The sequence below is a fragment of the Actinomadura geliboluensis genome, assembly GCF_005889745.1.
Taxonomy (GTDB): Bacteria; Actinomycetota; Actinomycetes; order Streptosporangiales; family Streptosporangiaceae; genus Spirillospora; species Spirillospora geliboluensis.
Window position 1 is genome coordinate 1 of record NZ_VCKZ01000056.1, and the last position, 22,185, is coordinate 22,185.

The window sequence follows — 22,185 nt, forward strand, 5'->3', positions numbered from 1 at the left end:
TCGTCGGCACCGACGGGTCGGCGGGCTGCCGCGCCGCCCTCGGCTTCGCCGCCGAGGAGGCGGCGCTGCGCGGCTGGGACCTGCACGTCGTCTACGGCTGCTGGGAGCCCGGCGCCGTCGCCGAGTCCGAACTCCCCCTGTTCCACGACCGCGAGCTGCTCGCGAGGACCCGCGCGGCCGAGCTGGCGGAGGTCGTGGAGCCGGTGCGCCGCCGCTACCCGGAGCTGCGCGTCGAGGCGTCGCCGCTGCTGGAACGCCCCCTCGACGCCCTGCGGGCGGCCGCGGACGGCGCCGGCCTCGTGGTGCTCGGGGAGCGGAGCGCCGGCCCCGGCCTCGGCGCGATCGCCACCGGCATGCTGCGCCGCGACAGCCGGACCCTCGCGATCGTCCCGGCCGGGCGGGCGGCCGAGACGCGCGCGCACGGCCCCGGCCCCCGCGTCCCCGCCCGGCACGCCTAGCCGGCGCGCCCGTCAGGGGTCGGTGACCAGGGCCTCGGTGGCGTGCAGCGCCGGGCCCGTCGGCAGGTCGGGGTCGAGGATCAGCTGGAGCAGCAGGCCGTCCAGCATGGCGGTGAACAGCATCGCGGTGCCCTCGTGCCGCTCGGCCGGCCAGTCCGGGCACAGGTGCGCCAGCCGCGCCGCGATCCGGGCCCGGACGGTGCGCGACCAGTCCCGCCGCTCGGCGCCCATCCGCGGATCGCGCAGCGCCCTGACCAGCAGCTCGGCCGCGAGCCGCAGGTTGCGCTCGCCGGCCGCCATGCGCGGCACGAGATCGCGCAGCGTGCGCAGCGCCGCCGGGGTGTCGGGCGCGGCGATCAGCGCGTCCACCACCGGATCGATGATCATCTCGCTGGCGCGCTGCGCCACCGCGATGTGCAGGCCCGGCAGCCCGTTGAAGTAGTGGTGCAGCAGCCCCGGCCGGGTCCGCGCGCGGTCGGTCACGGCGCGCGCCGTCACCGCCGGCCAGCCGCCCTCGGCGAGCAGGTCGAGGCCGATCCCCACCAGCTGGTCCCTGCGCGCCCGCCCGCGAGGAGTCGACGCTTCCCCCGCGCCGGAAGGGTCCTCGTGGGTCATGCCGCCCAAGCTATCCCAACCCTTGCACCGTGCAAAGATCATCACCGGCGGGAACGCCCTTCCCCGGCTTCCTTGCACTGTGCAAGGATGAGCCCCCCCAGGACGAGGCGCCGTGGTCGCTCGGAGGCAGGACGTGACCGGATACACCGCCCCCGTCCGGCCGCTGTCCATCGACATCACCGTCGAGCGCCGCTGCATCGTGCTGCGGCTGGGCGGCCACCTCGTCACCGACAACGTGCCCCGGCTGAGCCGCTGGCTCGACCGCATCGGGCGGCTGGAGGGCGGCGTCCTCGTCGCCATGGACCTGCAGGGCGTCGTCGGCTGCGACTCCGTCGGCGTCGACGCGCTCGTCGACGGCGCGGGCCGCATCCGCCGGGCCGGCGGCCTCCTCATCGCCGCGCACTACCCCGACGCCTGCGCGGCCCACCGCGCGCGGGCCGCCCTGGAGACGCGCCCCACCGTCCACGACGCCATCGACGAGCTCCGCGACCGGCACGGCTGACCCCTACCGCGACGCGGAAGGGCGCGGCGGCCGTTTCGACCGGCCACCGCGCCCCCGCGCCCGTACGGTCAGGACTCCGCGCGCTCGCGCTCCGCGCGCAGCTGGAGCGCCACGTCGATGATCATGTCCTCCTGGCCGCCGACGTAGCCGGCCTCGCCGACCTTCTGCAGGATCTCGTGCACCGGGACCTCGTACCGCTTCCCGGCCCGCTCGGCGTGCAGCAGGAAGCTGGAGTACACGCCCGCGTACCCCTGCGTGATCGCGCCCCGGTCGGCGAACGGCAGCCGGTGCAGGAACGGCTTCACCACGTCGTCCGCGGCGGCCATCACGCCCTGCACGTCCACGCCCGTCGGGACGCCGAGCCGCTCGAACGTCGGCACCAGCACCTCGGTGGGGGAGTTGCCCGCCCCCGCGCCGAGCGCGCACAGCGCCCCGTCGATCTGCAGCGCGCCGTTCTGCTGCGCCAGCACCGAGTTCGCGACGCCCAGCGACAGGTTCTGGTGGCCGTGGAAGCCGACCTGCGCCTCGTGCCCGATCTCCTTGACGACCGCGCTGATCCGCTCCTGCGCCTCGCCGAGCACGAGCGCGCCCGCCGAGTCGACGACGTACACGCACTGCGCGCCGCCGTCCACCATGATCCGGGCCTGCTGCGCCAGCACGTCCGGCCGCACCCGGTGCGACATCATCAGGAACCCGACGGTCTCCATGCCGAGGCCGCGGGCGGCGGCGAAGTGCTGCAGCGAGACGTCCGCCTCGGTGCAGTGCGTCGCGATGCGGGCGACGGACGCGCCCGCGTCGTGCGCCAGCTTCAGGTCCTCGACCGTGCCGACGCCCGGCAGCATCAGCACCGCGATCTTCGCGCGGGTCGCCTCGTCCACCGCGGCGGCGACGAGCTTGACGTCGTCCTCCAGCGAGAAGCCGTAGTTGAACGACGAGCCGCCGAGGCCGTCGCCGTGCGTGACCTCGATGACCTCCACGCCGGCCGCGTCCAGCGCGTGCACGACCCCGCGGACCTGCTCCTCGGTGAAGCGGTGCGCCATCGCGTGGCTGCCGTCCCGCAGCGTCGAGTCGGTGATCCGGATCTTCGCCGGGGTCTCCTGCGCGGCGCTCATGATGCCACCTTCCTACGCGCGATCTGCTCGCCCACCCGGGCCGCGGCCGCGGTCATGATGTCGAGGTTGCCGGCCCACGGCGGCAGGTAGTCGCCGTTCCCGCGGACCTCCAGGAACACCGCGACGCGGGCCATCCCGTTCCAGATGTCGCGGGGCTCGTCGAACTGCGGCTCGGCGCGCAGCGTGTAGCCGGGCACGTACACCGCGACCTCGGCCACCATCTTCTCGATCGAGTCCTGGATCGCCTTGGTGTCGGCGTCCGACGGGATCGCGCAGAACACCGTGTCCCGCATGATCATCGGCGGGTCCACCGGGTTCAGGATGATGATCGCCTTGCCCCGCCCGGCGCCGCCGACCTTCTCGATCGCGCGGGCCGTGGTCTGGGTGAACTCGTCGATGTTCGCGCGCGTGCCGGGCCCGGCCGAACGCGACGCGATGGACGCGACGATCTCCGCGTACGGGACCGGGACGACCGACGACACCGCGTGCACGATCGGGATCGTCGCCTGCCCGCCGCAGGTGATCATGTTGAGGTTCGGGGCGTCCGACAGCGTGTCCAGGTTCACCGGCGGGCACACGAGCGGGCCCGTCGCGGCGGGCGTCAGGTCGATCGCCGTGATCCCCGCCTCCTCGTAGCGGGGCGCGTTCGCCAGATGCGCCTTCGCCGACGTCGCCTCGAACACGAGGTCGGGCAGCGTCGGCTGCTTCAGCAGCCAGTCCACGCCCTCCGCCGAGGCCGGCACGCCGAGCTTGCGGGCGCGCTCCAGCCCGTCCGACTCCGGCACCACCCCGATCATCGAGTGGACGTCGATCAGCTCGCTGCGCATCAGCTTGACCAGCAGGTCGGTGCCGATGTTGCCCGGCCCGACGATGGCCGCCGTCAGCTTGCTCATGCCTCCTCCTTTCCGAACCGGGCGGTCACGGAACCGATCCCGGCGAACGTCGCCGTCAGGGTCTCGCCGGGCGCCACCGGCACGGCCGCGGTGATCGAGCCGGGCAGCACCACGTGCCCCGCCTCCAGGGACACGCCGCGCTCGCCGAGCACGTTCGCCAGCCACACCAGCGCGTTGATCGGCGAGCCCAGCACCGCGCCGCCGGCGCCGGTGTCGATCAGGTCGCCGTCGCGGCGCAGCAGGCAGCCCATCAGCGACAGGTCCAGGTCGTCCAGCCGGACCGGGCGGGTGCCGAGCACCACGCCGCCGCTGGAGGCGTTGTCGGCGATCGTGTCCGGCAGGGTGATCTTCCAGTCCGCGATGCGGGAGTCGATGACCTCCAGCGCCGGCAGCACGTACTCGACGGCGGCGACGGCGTCCGCCGCGGTCGCGCCGGGCCCGGCGAGCGGGCGGCCGAGCACGAACGCGATCTCCGGCTCGATCCGGGGCTGCAGGAACCGGCCGGCGTCGATCGGGGCGCTCTCCTGCAGGAACATCGTGTCCAGCAGGACGCCGAAGTCCGGCTGGTCGACGCCCATCTGGCGCTGCATCGCGGCCGAGGTCAGCCCGACCTTGTGCCCCTTGATCCGCGCCCCGGCGGCGGTCCACGCCTCGACCTGGGCGAGCTGGACCGCGTAGGCGTCGGCCACCGACATCTCCGGATGGTCCTTCGTCAGCGGCGAGATGGGAGTGCCGGTGGCGTACGCGTCCAGTAGCGCCGCCGCGGCCTTCTCCACGGAACCCGGGTCCATTGGGGCCGTCCTTTCGTTGTCTGCCGAGGCCGAGCCTCCCCCGTCCCGGTCGCGGCGGGCAATCCGCGCGTCCCGCGTGGTGGGACACATCTTCTACAGTGGCGGGCATGCCGCCCGACGACACGTTCCTGCGCCGCGCCGTCGCCGTGCTGACCGCGTTCCGGGCCGACGACGACGGCCTCGGCGCCGCCGAGCTGGCCCGCCGCAGCGGCCTGCCCAAGTCCACCGCGCACCGGATCGCGCTCGACCTCGCCGAGGCGGGCCTGCTGGAGCGCGACGGCACGCGGGTGCGGCTCGGGCTGAAGCTGTTCGAGATCGGGCAGCGGGTGCCGCGCCAGCGGGTGCTGCGGGACGCCGCCGCCCCCTACATGTCGGACCTGCGGGAGGCGACCCGGCAGACCGTCCACCTCGCGGTGCTGGAGGGGGCCGAGGTCGTCTACGTGGAGATCCTCGGCTCGTCCGGCGGGCCGCGGCTGCCGTCCCAGGTCGGCGGGCGGCTGCCCGCGCACGTCACCGGGGTCGGCAAGGCGATCCTGGCGTTCTCCCCGCCGGAGGCGGTGCAGGCCGTGCTGGACGCCGGGCTGGCCAAGCGGAGCGGGCGCAGCGTCACCGCGCCGGGGCTGCTGGCCAAGGAGCTGACGCGGATCCGCCGCGAGGGCGTCGCCTACGACCGGGAGGAGTCCGGCGCCGGGATCGTGTGCGCGGCCAGCCCCGTCCTCGGCGCCGACGGCCAGGCGCTCGGCGCGCTGTCGGTGTCGGGCTGGGCGACGAAGATGCGCCTCGCCGCGGTGGCCCCGGCCGTCCACACCGCCGCGCTCACCCTCTCCCGCACCCTGTCAGCGGGGAAGGTGGCGGGCCAGTAGCTGGGCCAGGTGCTCGCCGTCGCGGCCCGCCAGGTCGGCGAGCTGGGTGCGGCAGCTGAACCCGTCGGCGAGGACGACCTCGCCCTCGCCCGCCTTCCGGACGGCCGGGAGGAGCGACGTCTCGGCGACCGCCACCGAGACGTCGTGGTGGCCCTTCTCGACGCCGAAGTTCCCGGCGAGGCCGCAGCAGCCGCCGACCCTGCCGACGTCCGCGCCCGCCTCCGCCAGCAGGGCCGCGTCGGCCGTCCAGCCCATGACGGCGTGGTGGTGGCAGTGCGGCTGCGCGACGCCCGCCACGCCGGACAGGTCGGGCGGCGTCCAGCCGGGGGTCTCGGCGAGCAGCTCGGCGAGGGTGCGGGTCGCGGCGGCCACCTCGCGCGCGGCGGCGGCGTCCACGCCGCGCAGCAGCTCCGCCGCGTCCGAGCGCAGCACGCCCGTGCAGGACGGCTCCATCCCGACGACCCTCGCCCCGCGCCGCACGTGGGGGAGCAGCGCGCGGACGGTCTGCCTGGCCTGCGCGCGCGCCCCGTCGAGCTGGCCGGTGGAGATCCACGTGATGCCGCAGCACACCGGGCGCTCGGTCACGATCACCCGGTAGCCGGCGTGCTCCAGCACCTTCACCGTCGCCTTGCCGACCTCGGGGGAGAACGCGTCGGTGAAGGTGTCCACGAAAAGCACGACGTCGCCGTGCCGCCCCTCGGGGCTGCGGTGTGAGGCGAACCAGCGCCGGAACGTCACCGGGGCGAACTCGGGCAGCGAGCGCCGCCGGTCGATCCCGGCGCCCCACGCGAGCAGCGGCCTCAGGGCGCGCGACCGCATCACCGCGTTCACCGCCCTGACCGACGCGGGCGCCTTCGCCGCGAGGCGCGTCCAGCGCGGGAGCCAGCCGAGCGCGTAGTGGGAGCGGGGCCGGAGCTTCCTCCGGTACCGCCGGTGCAGCGCCTCCGCCTTGTAGGACGCCATGTCGACCCCGGTCGGGCAGTCGGACGCGCACCCCTTGCAGGACAGGCACAGGTCGAGGACGTCGTGCAGCGCGTCGGACTTCCAGCCGTCCGGGCCCAGCTTGCCGCTGACGACCTCCTGCAGGACGCGCGCCCGCCCGCGCGTGGAGTCCTTCTCCTCGCGGGTCGCGAGGTAGGACGGGCACATCACGCCGCCCGCCGCCGTGTTGTCGGCGCGGCACTTGCCGACGCCGGTACACCGGTGCACGGCGCGCGACAGGTCGCCGCGGTCGTCCCGGTAGGCGAGACCGAGCCCGCGGTTCAGCGGGACGAGCTGCACCGCGCGCAGATCGTCGTCCACCGGCGCCGGGCGGACGATCACCCCCGGGTTCAGCACGTCCCCGGGGTCGAACACGTCCTTGACGGCGGAGCACAGCGCCAGCGCCTCCGGCGAGTACATGTGCGGCAGCAGCTCGCTGCGGGCGCGGCCGTCGCCGTGCTCGCCCGACATGGTGCCGCCGTGCCGCGCCGCCAGCGCGGCCGCCTCGTTCAGGAAGTCACGGAAGACCCGCGCGCCCTTCGCCCGGCCGAACGGGAAGTCGATCCGCACGTGGACGCAGCCGTCGCCGAAGTGCCCGTACGGGACGCCGAACAGCCGGTACTCCGCCAGCAGCGCCTCGAACTCCCGCAGGTAGGCGCCGAGCCGCTCGGGCGGGACGGCCGCGTCCTCCCAGCCGGCGTGGGCCTGCTCGCCGTCCGGCGTCCGCGCGACGAGCCCGGACCCGTCCTCGCGGATCCGCCACAGCGCGTCCGCGAGCGCCATGTCCTCCACGACCATGGAGCCGCGGCAGCCGGAGTCGCCGACGACCTTGCGGGCGGTGCCGCGCAGCGCCCCGATCTCGGCCCCGGCCAGCTCCACCAGCAGCCACCCGGACCCGTCCGGCAGCGGCGGCACCGCGGCGGCGCCCCGCCGCTCCCGCACCACGCCCGTGATCCGCGAGTCGAGCCCCTCGCAGGCCACCGGCCCGTGCGGCAGGATCGCCGGGACGGCGTCGGCGGCCTCCGCCATCGACCCGTAGCCGAGCACGACCAGCACCCGGCAGGCGGGCTCGCACACCATCCGCAGCCGCGCGGCCAGGGTCAGCGCGAGCGTCCCCTCGCTCCCGGCCAGCGCCCGCGCGACGTCGAAGCCCCGCTCCGGCAGCAGGTGCTCCAGCGAGTAGCCCGACACCTGCCGCCCGAACCGGCCGAACTCCGTGCGGATCAGCGCCAGGTTCTCGCCCACCAGCCCGCGGAGGCCCTCCAGGAGGGGGCTCCCGGCCGGGCCGCCGGGGACGTCGCCGAGCCGGAGCCGCTCGCCGGAGCCGGCCACCACGTCGAGGCCGAGGACGTTGTCGCTCGTCCGGCCGTAGCCGAGCGCCCGCGACCCGCACGCGTTGTTGCCGATCATGCCGCCCAGCGTCGCCCGCGTCCGGGTGGACGGATCGGGCCCGAACCGCAGCCCGTGCCCGGCCGCCAGCGCATGCAGCCGCGCCTGCACGATCCCGGGCTCGACCAGCGCCGTCCCCGCCTCGGAGTCGATCTCCAGCACCCGGTTCAGGTGGCGGCTCGCGTCCACGACGACGCCCGGCCCGACCGCGTTGCCCGCGATGGACGTGCCGGCGCCGCGCATCGTCAGCGGCACCCCGAGCCGGCGGCACACCTCCAGCACCGCGGGCAGCTCCGCGGTCTCCCGGGGCGTCACGACGACCGCGGGCGGCACCCGGTAGAGCGAGGCGTCGGAGGAGTACATGGCCCGCGCGAGCGCGGAGTCGTCCACGCCGCCGACCCCGGCCGCGCGCAGCGCCGCCGCCAGTTCGCCCTGCTCGGGATGCTCGGTCACGCCCCCACGGTAGGACATCGGGCCCGCGCCGCGCCGTGCCGCCCGCCGCGATGCGCCTTTCGTCCACATAAATGCCGACAGGGTGGACGGCATCGCGGATCAATAAATGATCGACAAATGTCGCCGGTGGCGCTCCGGTTAGGAATGACTGCCCTTGTTGACCGCTCGCGGGCCTGCCTAGACTCAACGCTGTCAGGGCCAATACATAAACGGTCATGAAAATCGGGGGAACGCGCAGTGGCGGACTCGCCAGGGAAATGTCATCCACCCGTGCCGCGACCGCGGCAGCCGGCCGGGGAATCGCTGGCCGCCGCATTCGATCCGCATCTTTTCCGCAGGAATTCCGAACTGGCCGCCGGGCGGCTGGAGACCTATCTGGCGGACCTGTCGGTCCGCGGCCTGGACCTCACCGACCCGGCGGTGCTGGCGCGGGCCGCGCGGTCGCTGATGGCGACCGGGCACGAGGGCGTCGCCGCGTTCGACGAGAAGCGCCTGGCCGGCATCATCGACCTCTACGTCCGGACCGGCATCCAGGTCCACTCGCCCGGCTACATGGGCCGCCAGTTCTCCGGGGCCGTCCCGCTGGCCGGCGTGATCGACTTCGTCAGCGCCGTCGTCGGCCAGCCGTCCTCCTTCTACGAGGCGGGGCAGCTCCCGCTCACGGCCGAGCGCATCATGGCCGACGAGCTCAACCGGTTCATCGGCTGGGAGCCGGGCCGCTTCGCGATGGTCACCACCTCGGGCGGCTCGCTGGCCAACCTCACCGCGCTGCTGGCCGCCCGCAACCGCGCCTTCCCCGGCATCTGGGCGCGCGGCCGGCACGGCGGCGGCCCGGCCCCGGCGATCGCCGTCAGCGAGGACGTCCACTACAGCGTGACCCGGGCCGCCGGCGTGCTCGGCGTCGGGGAGGCGCGGCTGGTCCGGCTGCCGGTGAACCGGCGCGGGCAGATCATCGCCGAGCGGGTGCCGGCCGTGCTCGCCGCGGCCGAGCGGCGGGGCCTCGCGGTGTTCTGCCTGGTGGCCTCCGCCGGCACCACGGCGCTCGGCGCGTTCGACCCGGTCGACCGGCTCGCCGCCGTCGCCGCCGAGCGCGGCATCTGGCTGCACGTCGACGGCGCGCACGGCGCCAGCCTGCTGGTGTCGGACCGGCTGCGGCACCGGCTGCGGGGCATCGAGAAGGCCGACTCGCTGACCTGGGACGCGCACAAGATGATGTTCGTCCCCGCGCCCTGCACCCTGCTCTTCTACCGGAACGCCCAGGCCGCACTCGGCGCGTTCCGGCAGCGCGCCAGCTACGTATTCGACGAGGAACCCGATCCATTCTGCGAATTCGACAGCGGCGACAAGAACTTCGAATGCACGAAACGGCCGATGATCATGCCGTTGTGGACGCTATGGGCCGTCTACGGCCGCGCGCTGTTCGCCGAGAAGATCGAATACCTGTGCCGGCTCACCCGGGACGCGCACGGCATTCTGCGGAGCGAACCCGATTTCGAGACGCTGCATCTGCCGGAGGCGAACATCCTCTGCTTCCGCTACCGCCCGCCGGGCGTCCCCGCCGGCCGGGTGCACCGCCTCCAACTGCAGATCCGCGACCGGGTCCGGCGATCGGGGCGCTTCTTCATCTCCAAGGTCGACGTGCGGGGCACCGCCGCGCTGCGCGTCGTGATGATGAACCACCAGGCCGGCACCGAGCACGTCCGGATGCTGCTCGCCGAGATCAGGGACACCGGCGAGCGGGTGCTCCGCGACGGGAACCCGTGACGAACAGGAGTGCGCGATGAGCGTTGTGCGACTGGACCGGGCGGCCGACGCCGCCGAGCTCGCCGCCCGGCTGATCCCCGACGAGGAGATGGAGCCGTGGTCGGTCGACACCGTCCCCGACCTGCCGTCGTTCGCGGGCAAGATGCGGGCGTGCGAGCGGCTGTGCGGCGTCCCGTACAGCGAGACGCCCCACGAGGTGCAGGACGCCCTCGTCCTGCGCCGCCTGCAGCAGATGGTCAACACGGTGCTGCTCAACCCGCTGTGGAAGGAGCGGCTCAGCGCCGCCGGGATCACCGGCCCGCCCGCCACCTACGCCGAGTGGGAGCAGATCCCGCTGTCGGACAAGGCCGTCCAGCGCGACATGGTGATGGGCGCGCGGCCCGGCGTCGTCGTGCCGCTCAGCCGCGGCGGCTTCGAGGTCGTCGCCAGCGGCGGCACCAGCGACGGGCTCCCGCTGGAGATCGTCTACTCGCTGCGGGAGCTGCGCGACACCTACCGGGTCGCCGGCGCGTTCATGGGCACCTACCAGCTCCGCGGCCACCTGCGCGGCGGCGACCCGAAATGGCTGTTCACCAACCTCGCCGACTACCAGATGTGGAGCAGCGGCACGATGGTCGGCGGCGTGCTCCAGCAGGTGCCGGGCGTCAACTACATCGGCGCCGGCCCCGTCACCGGGCCCGTCCTGGAGCACATGTTCTCCTACCCGGGGCCGAAGGCGATGATGGGCATCTCCGCGGGCGTCGCCGTCCTCGCCGACCTCGGCGCCGGGCTCGGCCGCGAGGCGCGGGAGAACTTCCGCGTCGCCCTCTACGGCAGCGGCGTCCTGCCGCACCGCAAGCGGGCCGAGCTGCGCGCGCTGTACCCGAACGTCGCGATCCTCAGCTACTTCGCCGCGACCCAGGCCGAGACCATCGGCCTCCAGCTCCGCGACGACTCGCCCTGCCTGGCGGCGGTGCCGGGCCTGCACCTGGTCGAGATCGTGGACGAGGCGGGCCGCGCGGTCGCCGAGGGCGAGGAGGGCGAGCTCGTCGTCACCCGGCTGCACGCGCACGAGGCGCCGCTGCTGCGGCTCAAGCTCGGCGACCGGATGATCCGCCGCCCGTCCCTGGACGGCCCCGGGCTGAAGACCCGCCGGTTCGAGTTCGCCGGCCGCACCGGCGACGTGCTGCACCTCAACGACAGCCAGTACTCGGCCGCGCTGGCCTACGAGGCCCTGCGCGACGACCTGTGCACGGCCACCGGCATCGACCTGGACGAGGCCGCGCACGAGATCCAGTTCGTCAACCACCGCGAGGCCAGGACGATCACGCTGCTCGCGGCGGTCGACGACCCCGACGGGCTCGGCCGCGAGGTCGGCTCGGCGCTCGGCCACGCCGGTCTCCAGCGGCTGTTCACCGGTGCGATGCCCCGGTCGCTGTCGCTGTTCAACGACCGGGAGGCCACCCGGGCGGCGGTGGAGCGGTCCGGATACGGGTTCCGGGTCTCCTTCGTGCACCGGTCGTCCCCCGAGATAGAGCGGACGGCCGTCGGCAAGGTCCCCCTCGTACGCGACCGGGGGTGACGGGCAATGGTCAGGACAGGAGCGGAGAAATGAAACCGAACGTCAACATCGTCGTCCTCGTGGACGTCGTCGGAGCGCTGTCGGACGGGACCCTCCACAACGGGAACCTCTCGCTGATCGACGACGGGCAGTTCGACAGCGCCGGGCAGGGCACCACGGACCTGTGCACCGTCGTCGCACCGGGCCAGGTCGTCCAGTGGAGCGCGGTCGCCGTGGACGTGCAGACACCGGTCGAGATCCGGAGCATCTCGTTCCTCGGCGCCCCCGGCCCGCCGCCCGCCGGAGGCGGCGGGCAGGCGGGGGAGGCCGAGACCAAGACCCCGGACGTCCTGGTCTGGTCCGGGATCGTCCCCGCCCACCTCGTGCCCGGCGCGCGCTACGGGTACCGGCTCGAACTCCAGATGCACGAGGGCCGGAACAGCGTGCTGGGCCTCGAGACCGCCGCGCTCATGTGCGCGTGACCCCCGACCCGAAGGCGGACCCATGGCACAGCAGCAAGCCATCATCGTGATGGTCGACATCGCCGGCGCGCTCCAGGACCGGAACCTCAAGGGCAACATCTACCTCTTCGACAACATGAAGTTCCTCGGCTCCACCGGCGACGGGACCGAGGACCTCGTCACCGCGATCCCCGGCACGTACTGGAGCGACGGGTCGCAGGGCACCGAGCAGGTGCTGAACTGGGCGCTCGCCAGCCTCGGCTCCATCCCGCCGACCGTGCCGCGCAGCTACCACGCCGACCGGGCGGAGGCCATCGACCGGGAGGCGCTGGCGGAGATCGGCGCCGTCGCCGACCGGGCCCCGGACCCGTCCGTCGACACCACCGCCGACCTGGAGCACCTGCGCCGCCGGGTCGGCACGCACGCCCGCCGGCCGCGCGGCAGCCGCGGCCTGGCCAGCGCCAAGGTCCTCGACGTGACCGGCAACGCCGTCACCGGCGAGGACGCCGCCTACAACTACCCCCCGCCGATCATCACCGACCTCACCGGCGAGGCGGTGGACGAGAAGATCATCTACCCGGCGCAGTACGGCTCCCCGGACATGGTGTCCGACGGCTGGTACTGGTCGGCGACGGTCGACACGGCCCGCCCGGGGACCTACTCCTACACGATGCACATCCAGCTCCACGAGCTGGTGTACCGCAACGGGGAGCCCGTCTGGGAGTCGGTCGACATGACCTGGCGGTCGGCCATCCGGGTCACGACCGAGCCGAAGCGCAACGCGTTCACCGGGGCGGGGCTCGGCCACCTGCCCATGCCGGCCGTCCCGCCGTCGTAGCCCGCGGGCCGCTGCCCCCGGCCCGCGGCCCGCGCACCGCGCACTGCACCCGAAAACGGAGGAGCCCCATGCCCCCGAGGACAAGACCCGCCGACGCCAAGCCCGCGCGTCCCGTCACGATCGTCGCCGTGGTGGACCCGGTCGCGATCATCGCGTCCGGCTCGCTGGACCACAACGTCTACCTGTACGACACCAACAAGTCCGCCGGGTCGACCGGCTTCGGCACCGAGCGGCTGCGCACGACGGTGCGGGCCGGCGACCGGCTCATCTGGAACGTCGTCGTGCTGGAGTGCGAGACCTACGCCTCCCTCGACGACATCGTGATCGACGCGAGGGTCTGCGAGCCCGAGCGCAGGGTGTTCCCGGGCACCGACATCGTCTACTGGACCGGCACGGTGAAGAAGGCCGTCACCGAGCCGGTGGCCTACCGGCTGAAGTTCCGGCTCGGCACCCTCACCGAGCCGTTCGCCCTGTCGACGCCGGCGCTGGCCGGCCCGGCCCCCGCCGCCGGCCGGCCCGGCGCGGTGAAGGAGCGGTCATGAGCACCCCGCGGAGCGCCGAGCGCTCGGACGAGCGCGGCCAGCTGAACTCGGTCCAGCTCAACATCGTGACGCTGGTGAACATGGAGCGCGCGACCTCGACCGGCTCGCTCGACGGCGCCCTGTTCATGATGGACAACAGCCTCGGCGGCACCGGGCAGGGCACCGACCACCTGGAGACGATCTGCAAGCAGGGGCAGGTCATCAACTGGATCATCCGGCCGGTGGAGATGGAGAAGCGGCCGGACGGCACCTGGCCCCCGATGCCGAAGATCAGCAACCTGGTGTTCCTGGACACGGAGAAGGGCGACGAGGAGGACGTCGCCGAGCGCCGCATCACCACCGAGCTGAAGATCTACGGGGCGCCCGACCTCATGCGGTCGCCGTACACGCCCGTCTATTACTACTGGGCGGGGGCCGTCCAGAGCACCGCGCGGCCTGGCCTGTACCACTACCGGTTCGTGCTCGAACTGGAGCAGGACGGCTCCAAGCAGAAGGTCTACCTGAGCCCCAAGCGCCACGCGGCGCTGCGGGTCCTGGAGGTCTGACACAGGGTCGCGCCCACCGCGCCGACCGGGCCCGCCGCACCGGCCCGGTCGGCGCGCCGTCGTCGCCGGGCGCGTCCTGACGGGACCGTCGGCCTGACGGGACCGTCGGCCTGACGGGACCGTCGGCCTGACGGGACCGTCGGCGGGACGAAGGTCCCTTCAGCGCGCCGCCGCTCTCCGCGAGGGTGAGATCGGACCCGGCGGGTACCGATCATGGTTACCCGCCGGGGGTCCGGGAACGATCACGGGAACCTGGCGGGGAGCGATGGAAGCGGTGCGTGGGGTGGCCGAGCGAGACGAGAGCAAGCCCGGGCCGCCGGGGGCCGGGCGGCCCATGGTCATGCTGGCGATGGCCACACTGGGGTTCGCGGTCAACTTCTGGGCGTGGGCCCTGCTCAGCCCGCTCGGCCCGAGGTTCAAGGACTCGCTGGACCTGACGTCGTTCGAGCAGTCGCTGCTCGTGGCGGTGCCGGTGGTGGTGGGGTCGCTCGGGCGGATCCCGGTGGGGGCGCTGACCGACCGGTTCGGCGGGCGGGTGATGTTCCCCGCGGTGTCGCTGATCACGATCGTGCCCGTGCTGTACCTCGGGCTGGCCGGGCACTCGTCGCTGCCGGCGCTGCTGGTCGGCGGCTTCTTCCTCGGCATCGGCGGGACGGCGTTCGCGATCGGGGTGCCGTTCGTGAACGCGTGGTTCCCGCCGGAGCGGCGCGGGCTGGCGATCGGGATCTTCGGCGCGGGGATGGGCGGCACCGCCATCAGCGCGCTGACGACCGTCAAAGAGGTCGACAGGTACGGGATGGAGTTCCCGTTCGAGGTGATGGCGGTCCTGCTCGCGGTGTACGCGGTCGTCGCGTGGCTGGTGCTGCGGGAGGCCCCCGGCCGCACCGCCCCCACCGAGCCGCTGGCGAAGCGGCTGGCGGCGACGGTCCGGCTGAGCGTCACCTGGCAGATGTCGGCCCTGTACGCGGTCGCCTTCGGCGGCTACGTCGCGTTCTCGGTGTACCTGCCCACCTACCTGAAGGCCGAGTACGGGCTGTCGCAGGCGGACGCCGCGAACCGGATGGCGGGCTTCGTGCTGCTGGCCGTGGTGATGCGGCCGGTCGGCGGCTGGCTGTCGGACCGGATCGGCGCGGTGCGCGTGATGACCGCGGCGCTCGCGGTGACCGTGGCCGGCGCCGTGGCGCAGTCGTTCGCGCCCGCGCTCATGCCGGTCGGGACCATCGCGTTCCTGGCCATGGCCGCCGCGCTCGGCGCCGGGAGCGGCGCGACGTTCGCGCTGGTCGCCCGGCTGGCCCCGGCGAACAAGGTCGGCGCGGTCACGGGTGTGGTCGGCGCCGCCGGCGGGCTCGGCGGGTTCGTCCCCCCGCTGGTGATGGGAGCGCTCTGGGGCAGCCTCGGGGAGTACCGGATCGGCCTGCTGCTGCTCGCGCTCGTGGCGGGGGCGGCCGGGGTGTTCACCGCCACGACCGTCCGGCGCGCCGTGGCGGCGCGCGCGGACGGCTGACACCGCGCCGTCCCGCCGGGGCCCCGGCGGGACGGCGCACTCCGAGGGCGATTTGCCCCGGTTGATGCGAAGAAGGGGATCCGAGATGAGCTCCACCGACGGCCGTCCCCGAATGGACGGTCCGCTGGAAGACGCGCTGGTGAGCACCCGCAGGTACTTCACCCGCGCGCGCGTATCGCCCGACCTGCGGACGGTGACCAAGAAGGGCGGCCGGGAGGCCGACTCCTTCTACCGGGACCGCTGGTCGCACGACAAGGTGGTGCGCTCCACCCACGGCGTGAACTGCACCGGATCATGCTCCTGGAAGGTGTACGTCAAGGACGGCATCATCACCTGGGAGGCGCAGCAGACCGACTACCCGTCGGTCGGCCCGGACCGCCCCGAGTACGAGCCGCGCGGCTGCCCCCGCGGCGCGTCCTTCAGCTGGTACACCTACTCGCCCACACGGGTGCGCTACCCGTACGTGCGCGGCGTCCTGCTGGAGATGTACCGCGAGGCCAAGGCCCGCACCGGCGACCCGGTGGCGGCGTGGCGCGAGATCGTCTCCGACCCGGAGAAGTCCCGCACCTACAAGGACGCGCGCGGCCGCGGCGGCCTGGTGCGGGCGACCTGGGACGAGGCGACCGAGATGATCGCCGCCGCGCACGTGCACACCATCAAGGAGTTCGGCCCCGACCGCGTCGCCGGGTTCTCCCCGATCCCGGCGATGTCGATGGTGTCGCACGCGTCCGGCGCCCGGTTCGTGTCGCTGCTCGGCGGGACGATGCTGTCGTTCTACGACTGGTACGCCGACCTGCCGGTGGCGTCCCCGCAGGTGTTCGGCGACCAGACCGACGTCCCCGAGTCGGGCGACTGGTGGGACGCCGGGTACCTCATCATGTGGGGCTCCAACCTGCCCGTGACCCGCACCCCGGACGCGCACTGGATGACCGAGGCCCGCTACCGGGGCCAGAAGGTCGTCGCCGTGTCCCCGGACTACGCCGACAACGTCAAGTTCGCCGACGAGTGGCTGGCCGCCCAGCCCGGCACGGACGGCGCCCTGGCGATGGCCATGGGCCACGTCATCCTCAAGGAGTTCTTCGTCGACCGGCAGGTCCCGTACTTCACCGACTACGTGAAGCGCTACAGCGACCTGCCGTTCCTGGTGCGGCTCGAAGAGCGCGACGGGAAGTACGTCCCCGGCAAGTTCCTCACCGCGGCCGACCTGCCCGGCGCCGAGGCCGAGTCGGAGCACGCCGCGTTCAAGACCGTGATCATCGACGCGGCGACCGGGCGCCCGCTCGTCCCGAACGGGTCGCTCGGGTTCCGGTACGGCGAGGCCGGCGAGGGCCGGTGGAACCTCGACCTCGGCGACGCCGACCCGCTGCTGTCGGTGGCGGGCGGCGAGGCGGTCGAGATCGAGCTGGCCCGCTTCGACGGCATCGACGGCGCCCCCGGCACGCTGCGGCGCGGCGTCCCCGTCCGGACCGTCGGCGGCCACCTGGTCACGACCGTGTACGACCTGCTGCTCGCCCAGTACGGCGTCGCCCGGGACGGCCTGCCCGGCGCCTGGCCGACGGGGTACGACGACGCGTCTGAGCCGGGCACCCCGGCGTGGCAGGAGACCTTCACCGGCGTCCCCGCCCAGGCCGCCGAGCGGATCGGCCGCGAGTACGCCGCCAACGCCGAGGAGACCCGCGGCCGCTCGATGATCATCATGGGCGCGGGCACCAACCACTGGTTCCACTCCGACACCATCTACCGGACGTTCCTCGCGCTGACCACGCTGACCGGCGGGCAGGGCGTGAACGGCGGCGGCTGGGCGCACTACGTCGGGCAGGAGAAGTGCCGCCCGGTCACCGGGTGGGCGCAGCTGGCGTTCGGGCTCGACTGGTCCCGCCCGCCCCGGCAGATGATCGGCACCGCGTTCTGGTACCTGCACACCGACCAGTTCCGCTACGACCCCTTCGACGCCGGCACCCTGTCGGCGGCGACCGCCGGCGGCGCGTTCGCGGGCCGGTCCACCGCCGACGTGATCGCGCAGGCGGCGCGGCTCGGCTGGATGCCGTCCTACCCCACCTTCGACCGCAACCCCCTCGTCCTCGCCGACGAGGCGGAGGCCGCCGGCAAGCAGGCCGGCGAGCACATCGTGGACGAGCTGAAGGCCGGCCGGCTCAAGTTCGCCTGCCAGGACCCCGACGCGCCGGAGAACTTCCCCCGCGTCCTGACGGTGTGGCGGTCCAACCTGCTCGGGTCGTCCGCCAAGGGCAACGAGTACTTCCTGCGGCACCTGCTCGGCGCCGCCGACGCCGTCCGCGCGCAGGAGGCGCCGCCGGACGCCCGGCCGGAGGAGGTCGTGTGGCGGGACGAGGCCCCCGCCGGCAAGCTCGACCTGCTGCTGTCGCTGGACTTCCGGATGACCAGCACCACCGTCTACTCCGACATCGTGCTGCCCGCGGCGACCTGGTACGAGAAGCACGACCTGAACACCACCGACATGCACCCGTTCGTGCACTCGTTCAACCCGGCGATCGGGCCGCCGTGGCAGACCCGCAGCGACTGGCGGGCCTTCCAGGACATCGCGAACGCCTTCAGCCGGCTCGCCGAGGGGCACCTCGGCGTCCGCAAGGACGTCGTCGCCGTGCCGCTGCTGCACGACACCCCCGACGAGATGGCGACCCCGCACGGCCGCGTCCTCGACTGGGCGAAGGGCGAGTGCGAGCCGGTCCCCGGCGTGACGATGCCGAAGCTCGTCACCGTCGAGCGCGACTACCCGGCCGTCGCCGCGAAGATGACCGCGCTCGGCCCGCTCGCCGAACGGCTCGGCGCCACCACCAAGGGCGTCACGTTCGACCTCGGGCGCGAGGTCGAGTACCTCAAGCACAAGAACGGCGTCGTGCGCGGCGGCCCCGCCGACGGGCGGCCCTCGCTGAAGCAGGACGTGCACGCCTGCGAGATGATCCTCGCCTTCTCCGGCACGACGAACGGGCGCCTGGCCACCCAGGGCTTCAAGACCGTGGAGCGCCGCACCGGCACCCGGCTCGCCGACCTCGCCGCCGAGCACGAGGGCAAGCAGATCACCTTCGCCGACACCCAGGCCCGCCCCGTCCCCGTCATCACCTCCCCGGAATGGTCGGGGTCGGAGAGCGGCGGGCGCCGGTACTCGCCGTTCACCATCAACGTCGAGCGGCTCAAGCCCTGGCACACCCTCACCGGGCGCCAGCACTTCTACCTCGACCACGACTGGATGGCCGAGCTCGGGGAGCAGCTGCCGGTGTTCCGGCCGCCGCTCAACATGTCCGCCCTGTTCGGCGAGCCCGAACTGGGGGAGACGGGGGAGCTGGGCCTGACCGTCCGGTACCTCACCCCGCACAACAAGTGGTCGATCCACTCCGAGTACCAGGACAACCTGTTCATGCTGTCGCTGTCGCGCGGCGGCCCGGTGATCTGGATGAGCGGGATCGACGCCGCCAAGATCGGCGTTCGCGACAACGACTGGATCGAGGCGGTCAACCGCAACGGCGTCGTCGTCGCCCGCGCGATCGTCACGCACCGGATGCCCGAGGGCACCGTCTACATGCACCACGCGCAGGACAAGCTCATCGACGTCCCGCGCGCGGAGACGTCCGGCCGCCGCGGCGGCATCCACAACTCCCTGACCCGGCTGCTGATCAAGCCGAGCCATCTCGTCGGCGGGTACGCGCAGCTGTCGTTCGCGTTCAACTACCTCGGGCCGACCGGCAACCAGCGCGACGAGATCACCGTCATCCGCCGCCGCTCCCAGGAGGTGCAGTACTGATGCGCGTCATGGCCCAGATGTCGATGGTCATGAACCTCGACAAGTGCATCGGATGCCATACCTGCTCGGTCACGTGCAAGCAGGCGTGGACGAACCGCAGCGGCGTCGAGTACGTCTGGTTCAACAACGTCGAGACCCGCCCCGGCCAGGGCTACCCCCGCCGCTACGAGGACCAGGAGAAGTGGCGCGGCGGCTGGACGCTGAACCGGCGCGGCCGGCTCGCGCTCAAGGGCGGCGGCCGGTGGCGCAAGCTGCTGACGATCTTCTCCAACCCGAAGCTGCCGGGCATCGACGACTACTACGAGCCCTGGACCTACGACTACGAGACCCTCACCAACGCGCCGCTGCAGGAGCACACGCCGGTCGCCCGGCCGAAGTCGCTGCTGTCCGGCAAGGACATGAAGGTCTCCTGGTCGGCGAACTGGGACGACGACCTCGGCGGCTCGATCGAGCACGGCGACAAGGACGTCCTGCTCAAGGAGATCTCCGACAAGGTGAAGATGGAGTTCGACAAGACCTTCATGTTCTACCTGCCGCGGATCTGCGAGCACTGCCTCAACCCGTCCTGCGCGGCGTCCTGCCCGTCCGGCGCGATCTACAAGCGCACCGAGGACGGCATCGTCCTCGTCGACCAGGACAAGTGCCGCGGCTGGCGGATGTGCGTGTCCGGCTGCCCGTACAAGAAGATGTACTTCAACCACCGGACCGGCAAGGCCGAGAAGTGCACGTTCTGCTTCCCGCGCATCGAGGTCGGCATCCCGACCGTGTGCTCGGAGACGTGCGTCGGGCGGCTCCGCTACATCGGCCTGATGCTCTACGACGCCGACAAGGTGCTGGAGGCCGCGTCCACCACCGACGACCAGGACCTGTACGAGGCGCAGCGCGGCGTGTTCCTGGACCCGCACGACCCGCAGGTCATCGCGGCGGCCGAGCGGGACGGCATCCCGCAGGACTGGATCGAGGCCGCGCAGCGGTCCCCGGTGTACGCGCTCATCAACACCTACAAGGTGGCGCTGCCGCTGCACCCGGAGTACCGGACGATGCCGATGGTCTGGTACATCCCGCCGCTGTCGCCGGTCGTGGACGTCGTCCGCGACACCGGGCACGACGCCGAGGACGACCGCAACCTGTTCGCGGCGATCGACGCGCTGCGCATCCCCGTCGAGTACCTGGCGGAGCTGTTCACCGCCGGGGACACCGCGGTCGTCGACGGCGTGCTGCGCCGGCTGGCGGCGATGCGCTCCTACATGCGCGACATCAACCTCGGCCGCGACGCCGACGACGCGATCCCCGCGGGCGTCGGGATGACCGGCGAGTCGATGTACGACATGTACCGGCTGCTGGCGCTCGCCAAGTACGAGGAGCGGTACGTCATCCCGACCGCGCACGCCGAGCAGGCGCACAGCCTGGAGGAGCTGGCCACCGAGTGCAGCCTGGACTACGAGGGCGGCCCCGGCATGGGCGGCGCCGGGCTCGGCGGCGGCTCGGGGCCGTTCGGCGAGGCGTCCGGGCGCCCGAACCCGATCGCGGTGGAGAACTTCCACATGCTGCGCGACCGGCAGACCTCCGACAACCCGGTCGACCCGGCCGACAAGCACAAGCGCGTCAACCTGCTCAACTGGGACGGCAAGGGCATGCCCTCCGGCCTGTTCCCCGAGCGCAAGGACGACGCGGACGGAACGGAGCCGAAGCCATGAGGAGCAAGCCCTCGAAGAACACCGGGTTCAGCGACCAGGATCTGGCCACCGCGTGGCAGGCGGCCTCGCTGCTGCTCGGCTACCCCGACGAGGAGCTGCTGGCGCGGCGGCCGCTGCTGCGCCGCGCCGTCGCGACACTGCCGGCGCCCGCCGCGGAGCCGCTCGGCCGCGTCCGCGACCATCTGGACGCGACACCGCCCCAGAAGCTCGCCGCCGACTACGTCACCACGTTCGACCAGCGCAAGCGGTGCTGCCTGTACCTGACGTACTACGCCTGCGGCGACACCCGGAAGCGGGGGATGGCCCTGCTGCGGTTCCAGCAGGCGTACCGGGCGGCCGGGCTCGACCTGGACGGCGCCGAGCTGCCCGACCACCTGGCCGTCGTGCTGGAGTTCGCCGCGACCGGCGACCTCGCGGAGGGGCGGCGGCTGCTGGTCGAGCACCGCGCCGGCCTGGAGCTGCTGCGCCTCTCGCTCACCGAGGCCGGGTCGCCGTGGGCGCCCGTCCTGGACGCGGTGTCGGCGACGCTGCCGCCGCTCACCGGCCGCATCGAGGACGCCGTGGCCAAGCTCATCGCCGAGGGCCCGCCGGAGGAGACGGTCGGCCTCGCGCCCTACGGCATCGAGACGGCCGCCGTGGGCCCCGTCCTCCTGCCCGATCCCGTCGTTCCCGCCGTTGGAGCACGTTCATGAGCACCCTGCTGTGGGTCGTCCTGCCCTATGTCGCCATCGCGGTGTTCGTCCTCGGACACGTCTGGCGGTACCGCTACGACAAGTTCGGCTGGACGACCCGCTCGTCCCAGCTCTACGAGCGGCGCCTGCTGCGCATCGGCAGCCCGCTGTTCCACTTCGGCATCCTGGTCGTCGCGCTCGGCCACGTCGGCGGGCTGATCATCCCGGACAGCTGGACCGAAGCCGTGGGCATCACCGAGCACATGTACCACGTGGTCGCGGTCGTCCTCGGCACGGTCGCCGGGTTCTGCACCCTCGCGGGCCTCGCGATCCTGATCTACCGGCGCCGGACGGTCGGGCCCGTGTTCCTCGCCACGACCCGCAACGACAAGATGATGTACGCGGTGCTCGCCGGCACCATCGTGCTCGGGCTGGCCGCGACGGTCGCCGCGAACGTCATCGGCGGCGGCTACAACTACCGCGAGTCGGTGTCGCCGTGGTTCCGGTCGGTGTTCTACCTCCAGCCGGACCCCGACCTGATGACGGGCGTGCCGATCCTGTTCCAGCTGCACGCGCTGAGCGCGCTCGTGCTGTTCTGCATCTGGCCGTTCACGCGGCTGGTGCACATGCTCACGGCCCCGATCGGCTACGTGACGCGCCCCTACGTCGTCTACCGCAGCCGTGACGAGCACCTGGGGATGCACGAGACGCGGCGCGGCTGGGACCGGGTCCAGTAGGCGGCCCTTCCCGCTCCCGAAACGATGACGCTCCCACCCCGGGCCGGGGTG

At 73.0% G+C, this 22,185-nt stretch carries 19 protein-coding genes; 14 read left to right on the plus strand and 5 right to left on the minus strand.

Annotated elements, in window-relative coordinates; genetic code table 11:
- Positions 1-458: universal stress protein (locus ETD96_RS10770; protein WP_138636175.1), on the plus strand; the 458-nt coding region annotated here is incomplete at its 5' end.
- Positions 459-470: 12 nt separating this feature from the next.
- On the opposite strand, the gene ETD96_RS10775 is transcribed toward ETD96_RS10770, so the two are convergent.
- The gene (locus ETD96_RS10775; RefSeq protein ID WP_205719208.1) at positions 471-1,073 is read right to left on the minus strand and encodes a TetR/AcrR family transcriptional regulator; all 603 of its coding nucleotides are present in this window, start codon (positions 1,071-1,073) and stop codon (positions 471-473) included.
- Positions 1,074-1,206: 133 nt separating this feature from the next.
- Here ETD96_RS10775 and ETD96_RS10780 point away from each other — a divergent pair, with 133 nt between their 5' ends.
- Positions 1,207-1,575, plus strand: a complete 369-nt coding sequence (locus ETD96_RS10780; RefSeq protein WP_138636176.1) for an STAS domain-containing protein — start codon at positions 1,207-1,209, stop codon at positions 1,573-1,575.
- A 68-nt stretch (positions 1,576-1,643) separates the two neighbouring features.
- Here ETD96_RS10780 and dmpG read toward each other — a convergent pair whose 3' ends face one another.
- The 3 genes from dmpG to ETD96_RS10795 are packed head-to-tail and all read right to left on the minus strand — an operon-like array spanning position 1,644 to position 4,371.
- Positions 1,644-2,687: a 4-hydroxy-2-oxovalerate aldolase gene (gene dmpG, locus ETD96_RS10785; protein WP_138636177.1), complete on the minus strand. Its 1,044-nt coding sequence runs from the start codon at positions 2,685-2,687 to the stop codon at positions 1,644-1,646.
- Positions 2,684-3,580 carry an acetaldehyde dehydrogenase (acetylating) gene (locus tag ETD96_RS10790; RefSeq protein WP_138636178.1) on the minus strand — a complete coding sequence of 299 codons (897 nt, stop codon included), beginning with the start codon at positions 3,578-3,580 and terminating at the stop codon, positions 2,684-2,686. Before ETD96_RS10790 ends, dmpG begins: the two co-directional genes overlap by 4 nt.
- The gene (locus ETD96_RS10795) at positions 3,577-4,371 is read right to left on the minus strand and encodes a 2-keto-4-pentenoate hydratase (protein WP_138636179.1); all 795 of its coding nucleotides are present in this window, start codon (positions 4,369-4,371) and stop codon (positions 3,577-3,579) included. The genes ETD96_RS10790 and ETD96_RS10795 overlap by 4 nt, the downstream gene beginning before the upstream one ends.
- A gap of 107 nt (positions 4,372-4,478) precedes the next feature.
- Between ETD96_RS10795 and ETD96_RS10800 the strand changes: the two genes are divergently transcribed.
- Complete coding sequence (locus ETD96_RS10800) at positions 4,479-5,234, plus strand: IclR family transcriptional regulator (RefSeq protein ID WP_138636180.1); 756 nt, start codon at positions 4,479-4,481, stop codon at positions 5,232-5,234.
- Here ETD96_RS10800 and ETD96_RS10805 read toward each other — a convergent pair.
- Positions 5,208-8,075: an FAD-binding and (Fe-S)-binding domain-containing protein gene (locus ETD96_RS10805; RefSeq protein WP_138636181.1), complete on the minus strand. Its 2,868-nt coding sequence runs from the start codon at positions 8,073-8,075 to the stop codon at positions 5,208-5,210. The two genes, ETD96_RS10800 and ETD96_RS10805, sit on opposite strands and share 27 nt — an antisense overlap.
- A 252-nt stretch (positions 8,076-8,327) precedes the next feature.
- Between ETD96_RS10805 and ETD96_RS10810 the strand changes: the two genes are divergently transcribed.
- From ETD96_RS10810 to narI, 11 genes are all read left to right on the plus strand, one after another.
- Positions 8,328-9,821, plus strand: a complete 1,494-nt coding sequence (locus tag ETD96_RS10810) for a pyridoxal phosphate-dependent decarboxylase family protein (protein ID WP_138636182.1) — start codon at positions 8,328-8,330, stop codon at positions 9,819-9,821.
- A gap of 16 nt (positions 9,822-9,837) precedes the next feature.
- On the plus strand, positions 9,838-11,382 hold the full coding sequence (locus ETD96_RS10815; protein ID WP_138636183.1) for a phenylacetate--CoA ligase family protein: 1,545 nt from the start codon (positions 9,838-9,840) through the stop codon (positions 11,380-11,382).
- Between the two features lie 29 nt (positions 11,383-11,411).
- Positions 11,412-11,843, plus strand: a complete 432-nt coding sequence (locus tag ETD96_RS10820) for a hypothetical protein (RefSeq protein WP_138636184.1) — start codon at positions 11,412-11,414, stop codon at positions 11,841-11,843.
- Positions 11,844-11,865: 22 nt separating this feature from the next.
- A complete protein-coding gene (locus ETD96_RS10825; protein ID WP_138636185.1) occupies positions 11,866-12,660 on the plus strand; it encodes a hypothetical protein in 795 nt (264 codons plus the stop codon).
- A gap of 68 nt (positions 12,661-12,728) precedes the next feature.
- Positions 12,729-13,202 carry a hypothetical protein gene (locus ETD96_RS10830; protein ID WP_138636186.1) on the plus strand — a complete coding sequence of 158 codons (474 nt, stop codon included), beginning with the start codon at positions 12,729-12,731 and terminating at the stop codon, positions 13,200-13,202.
- Complete coding sequence (locus ETD96_RS10835; protein WP_138636187.1) at positions 13,199-13,747, plus strand: hypothetical protein; 549 nt, start codon at positions 13,199-13,201, stop codon at positions 13,745-13,747. Before ETD96_RS10830 ends, ETD96_RS10835 begins: the two co-directional genes overlap by 4 nt.
- A 283-nt stretch (positions 13,748-14,030) precedes the next feature.
- Positions 14,031-15,251, plus strand: coding sequence for a nitrate/nitrite transporter (locus ETD96_RS10840; protein WP_338072546.1), 1,221 nt, complete (start codon positions 14,031-14,033; stop codon positions 15,249-15,251).
- 85 nt (positions 15,252-15,336) lie between these two features.
- On the plus strand, positions 15,337-19,029 hold the full coding sequence (locus ETD96_RS10845; RefSeq protein WP_138636188.1) for a nitrate reductase subunit alpha: 3,693 nt from the start codon (positions 15,337-15,339) through the stop codon (positions 19,027-19,029).
- Complete coding sequence (gene narH, locus ETD96_RS10850; RefSeq protein WP_138636189.1) at positions 19,029-20,726, plus strand: nitrate reductase subunit beta; 1,698 nt, start codon at positions 19,029-19,031, stop codon at positions 20,724-20,726. The genes ETD96_RS10845 and narH overlap by 1 nt, the downstream gene beginning before the upstream one ends.
- Complete coding sequence (narJ, locus tag ETD96_RS10855) at positions 20,723-21,418, plus strand: nitrate reductase molybdenum cofactor assembly chaperone (RefSeq protein WP_138636190.1); 696 nt, start codon at positions 20,723-20,725, stop codon at positions 21,416-21,418. Before narH ends, narJ begins: the two co-directional genes overlap by 4 nt.
- Entirely contained in the window at positions 21,415-22,134 is a 720-nt protein-coding gene (narI, locus tag ETD96_RS10860; protein WP_138636191.1) for a respiratory nitrate reductase subunit gamma, read from the plus strand. Before narJ ends, narI begins: the two co-directional genes overlap by 4 nt.
- Positions 22,135-22,185 lie beyond the last annotated feature (51 nt).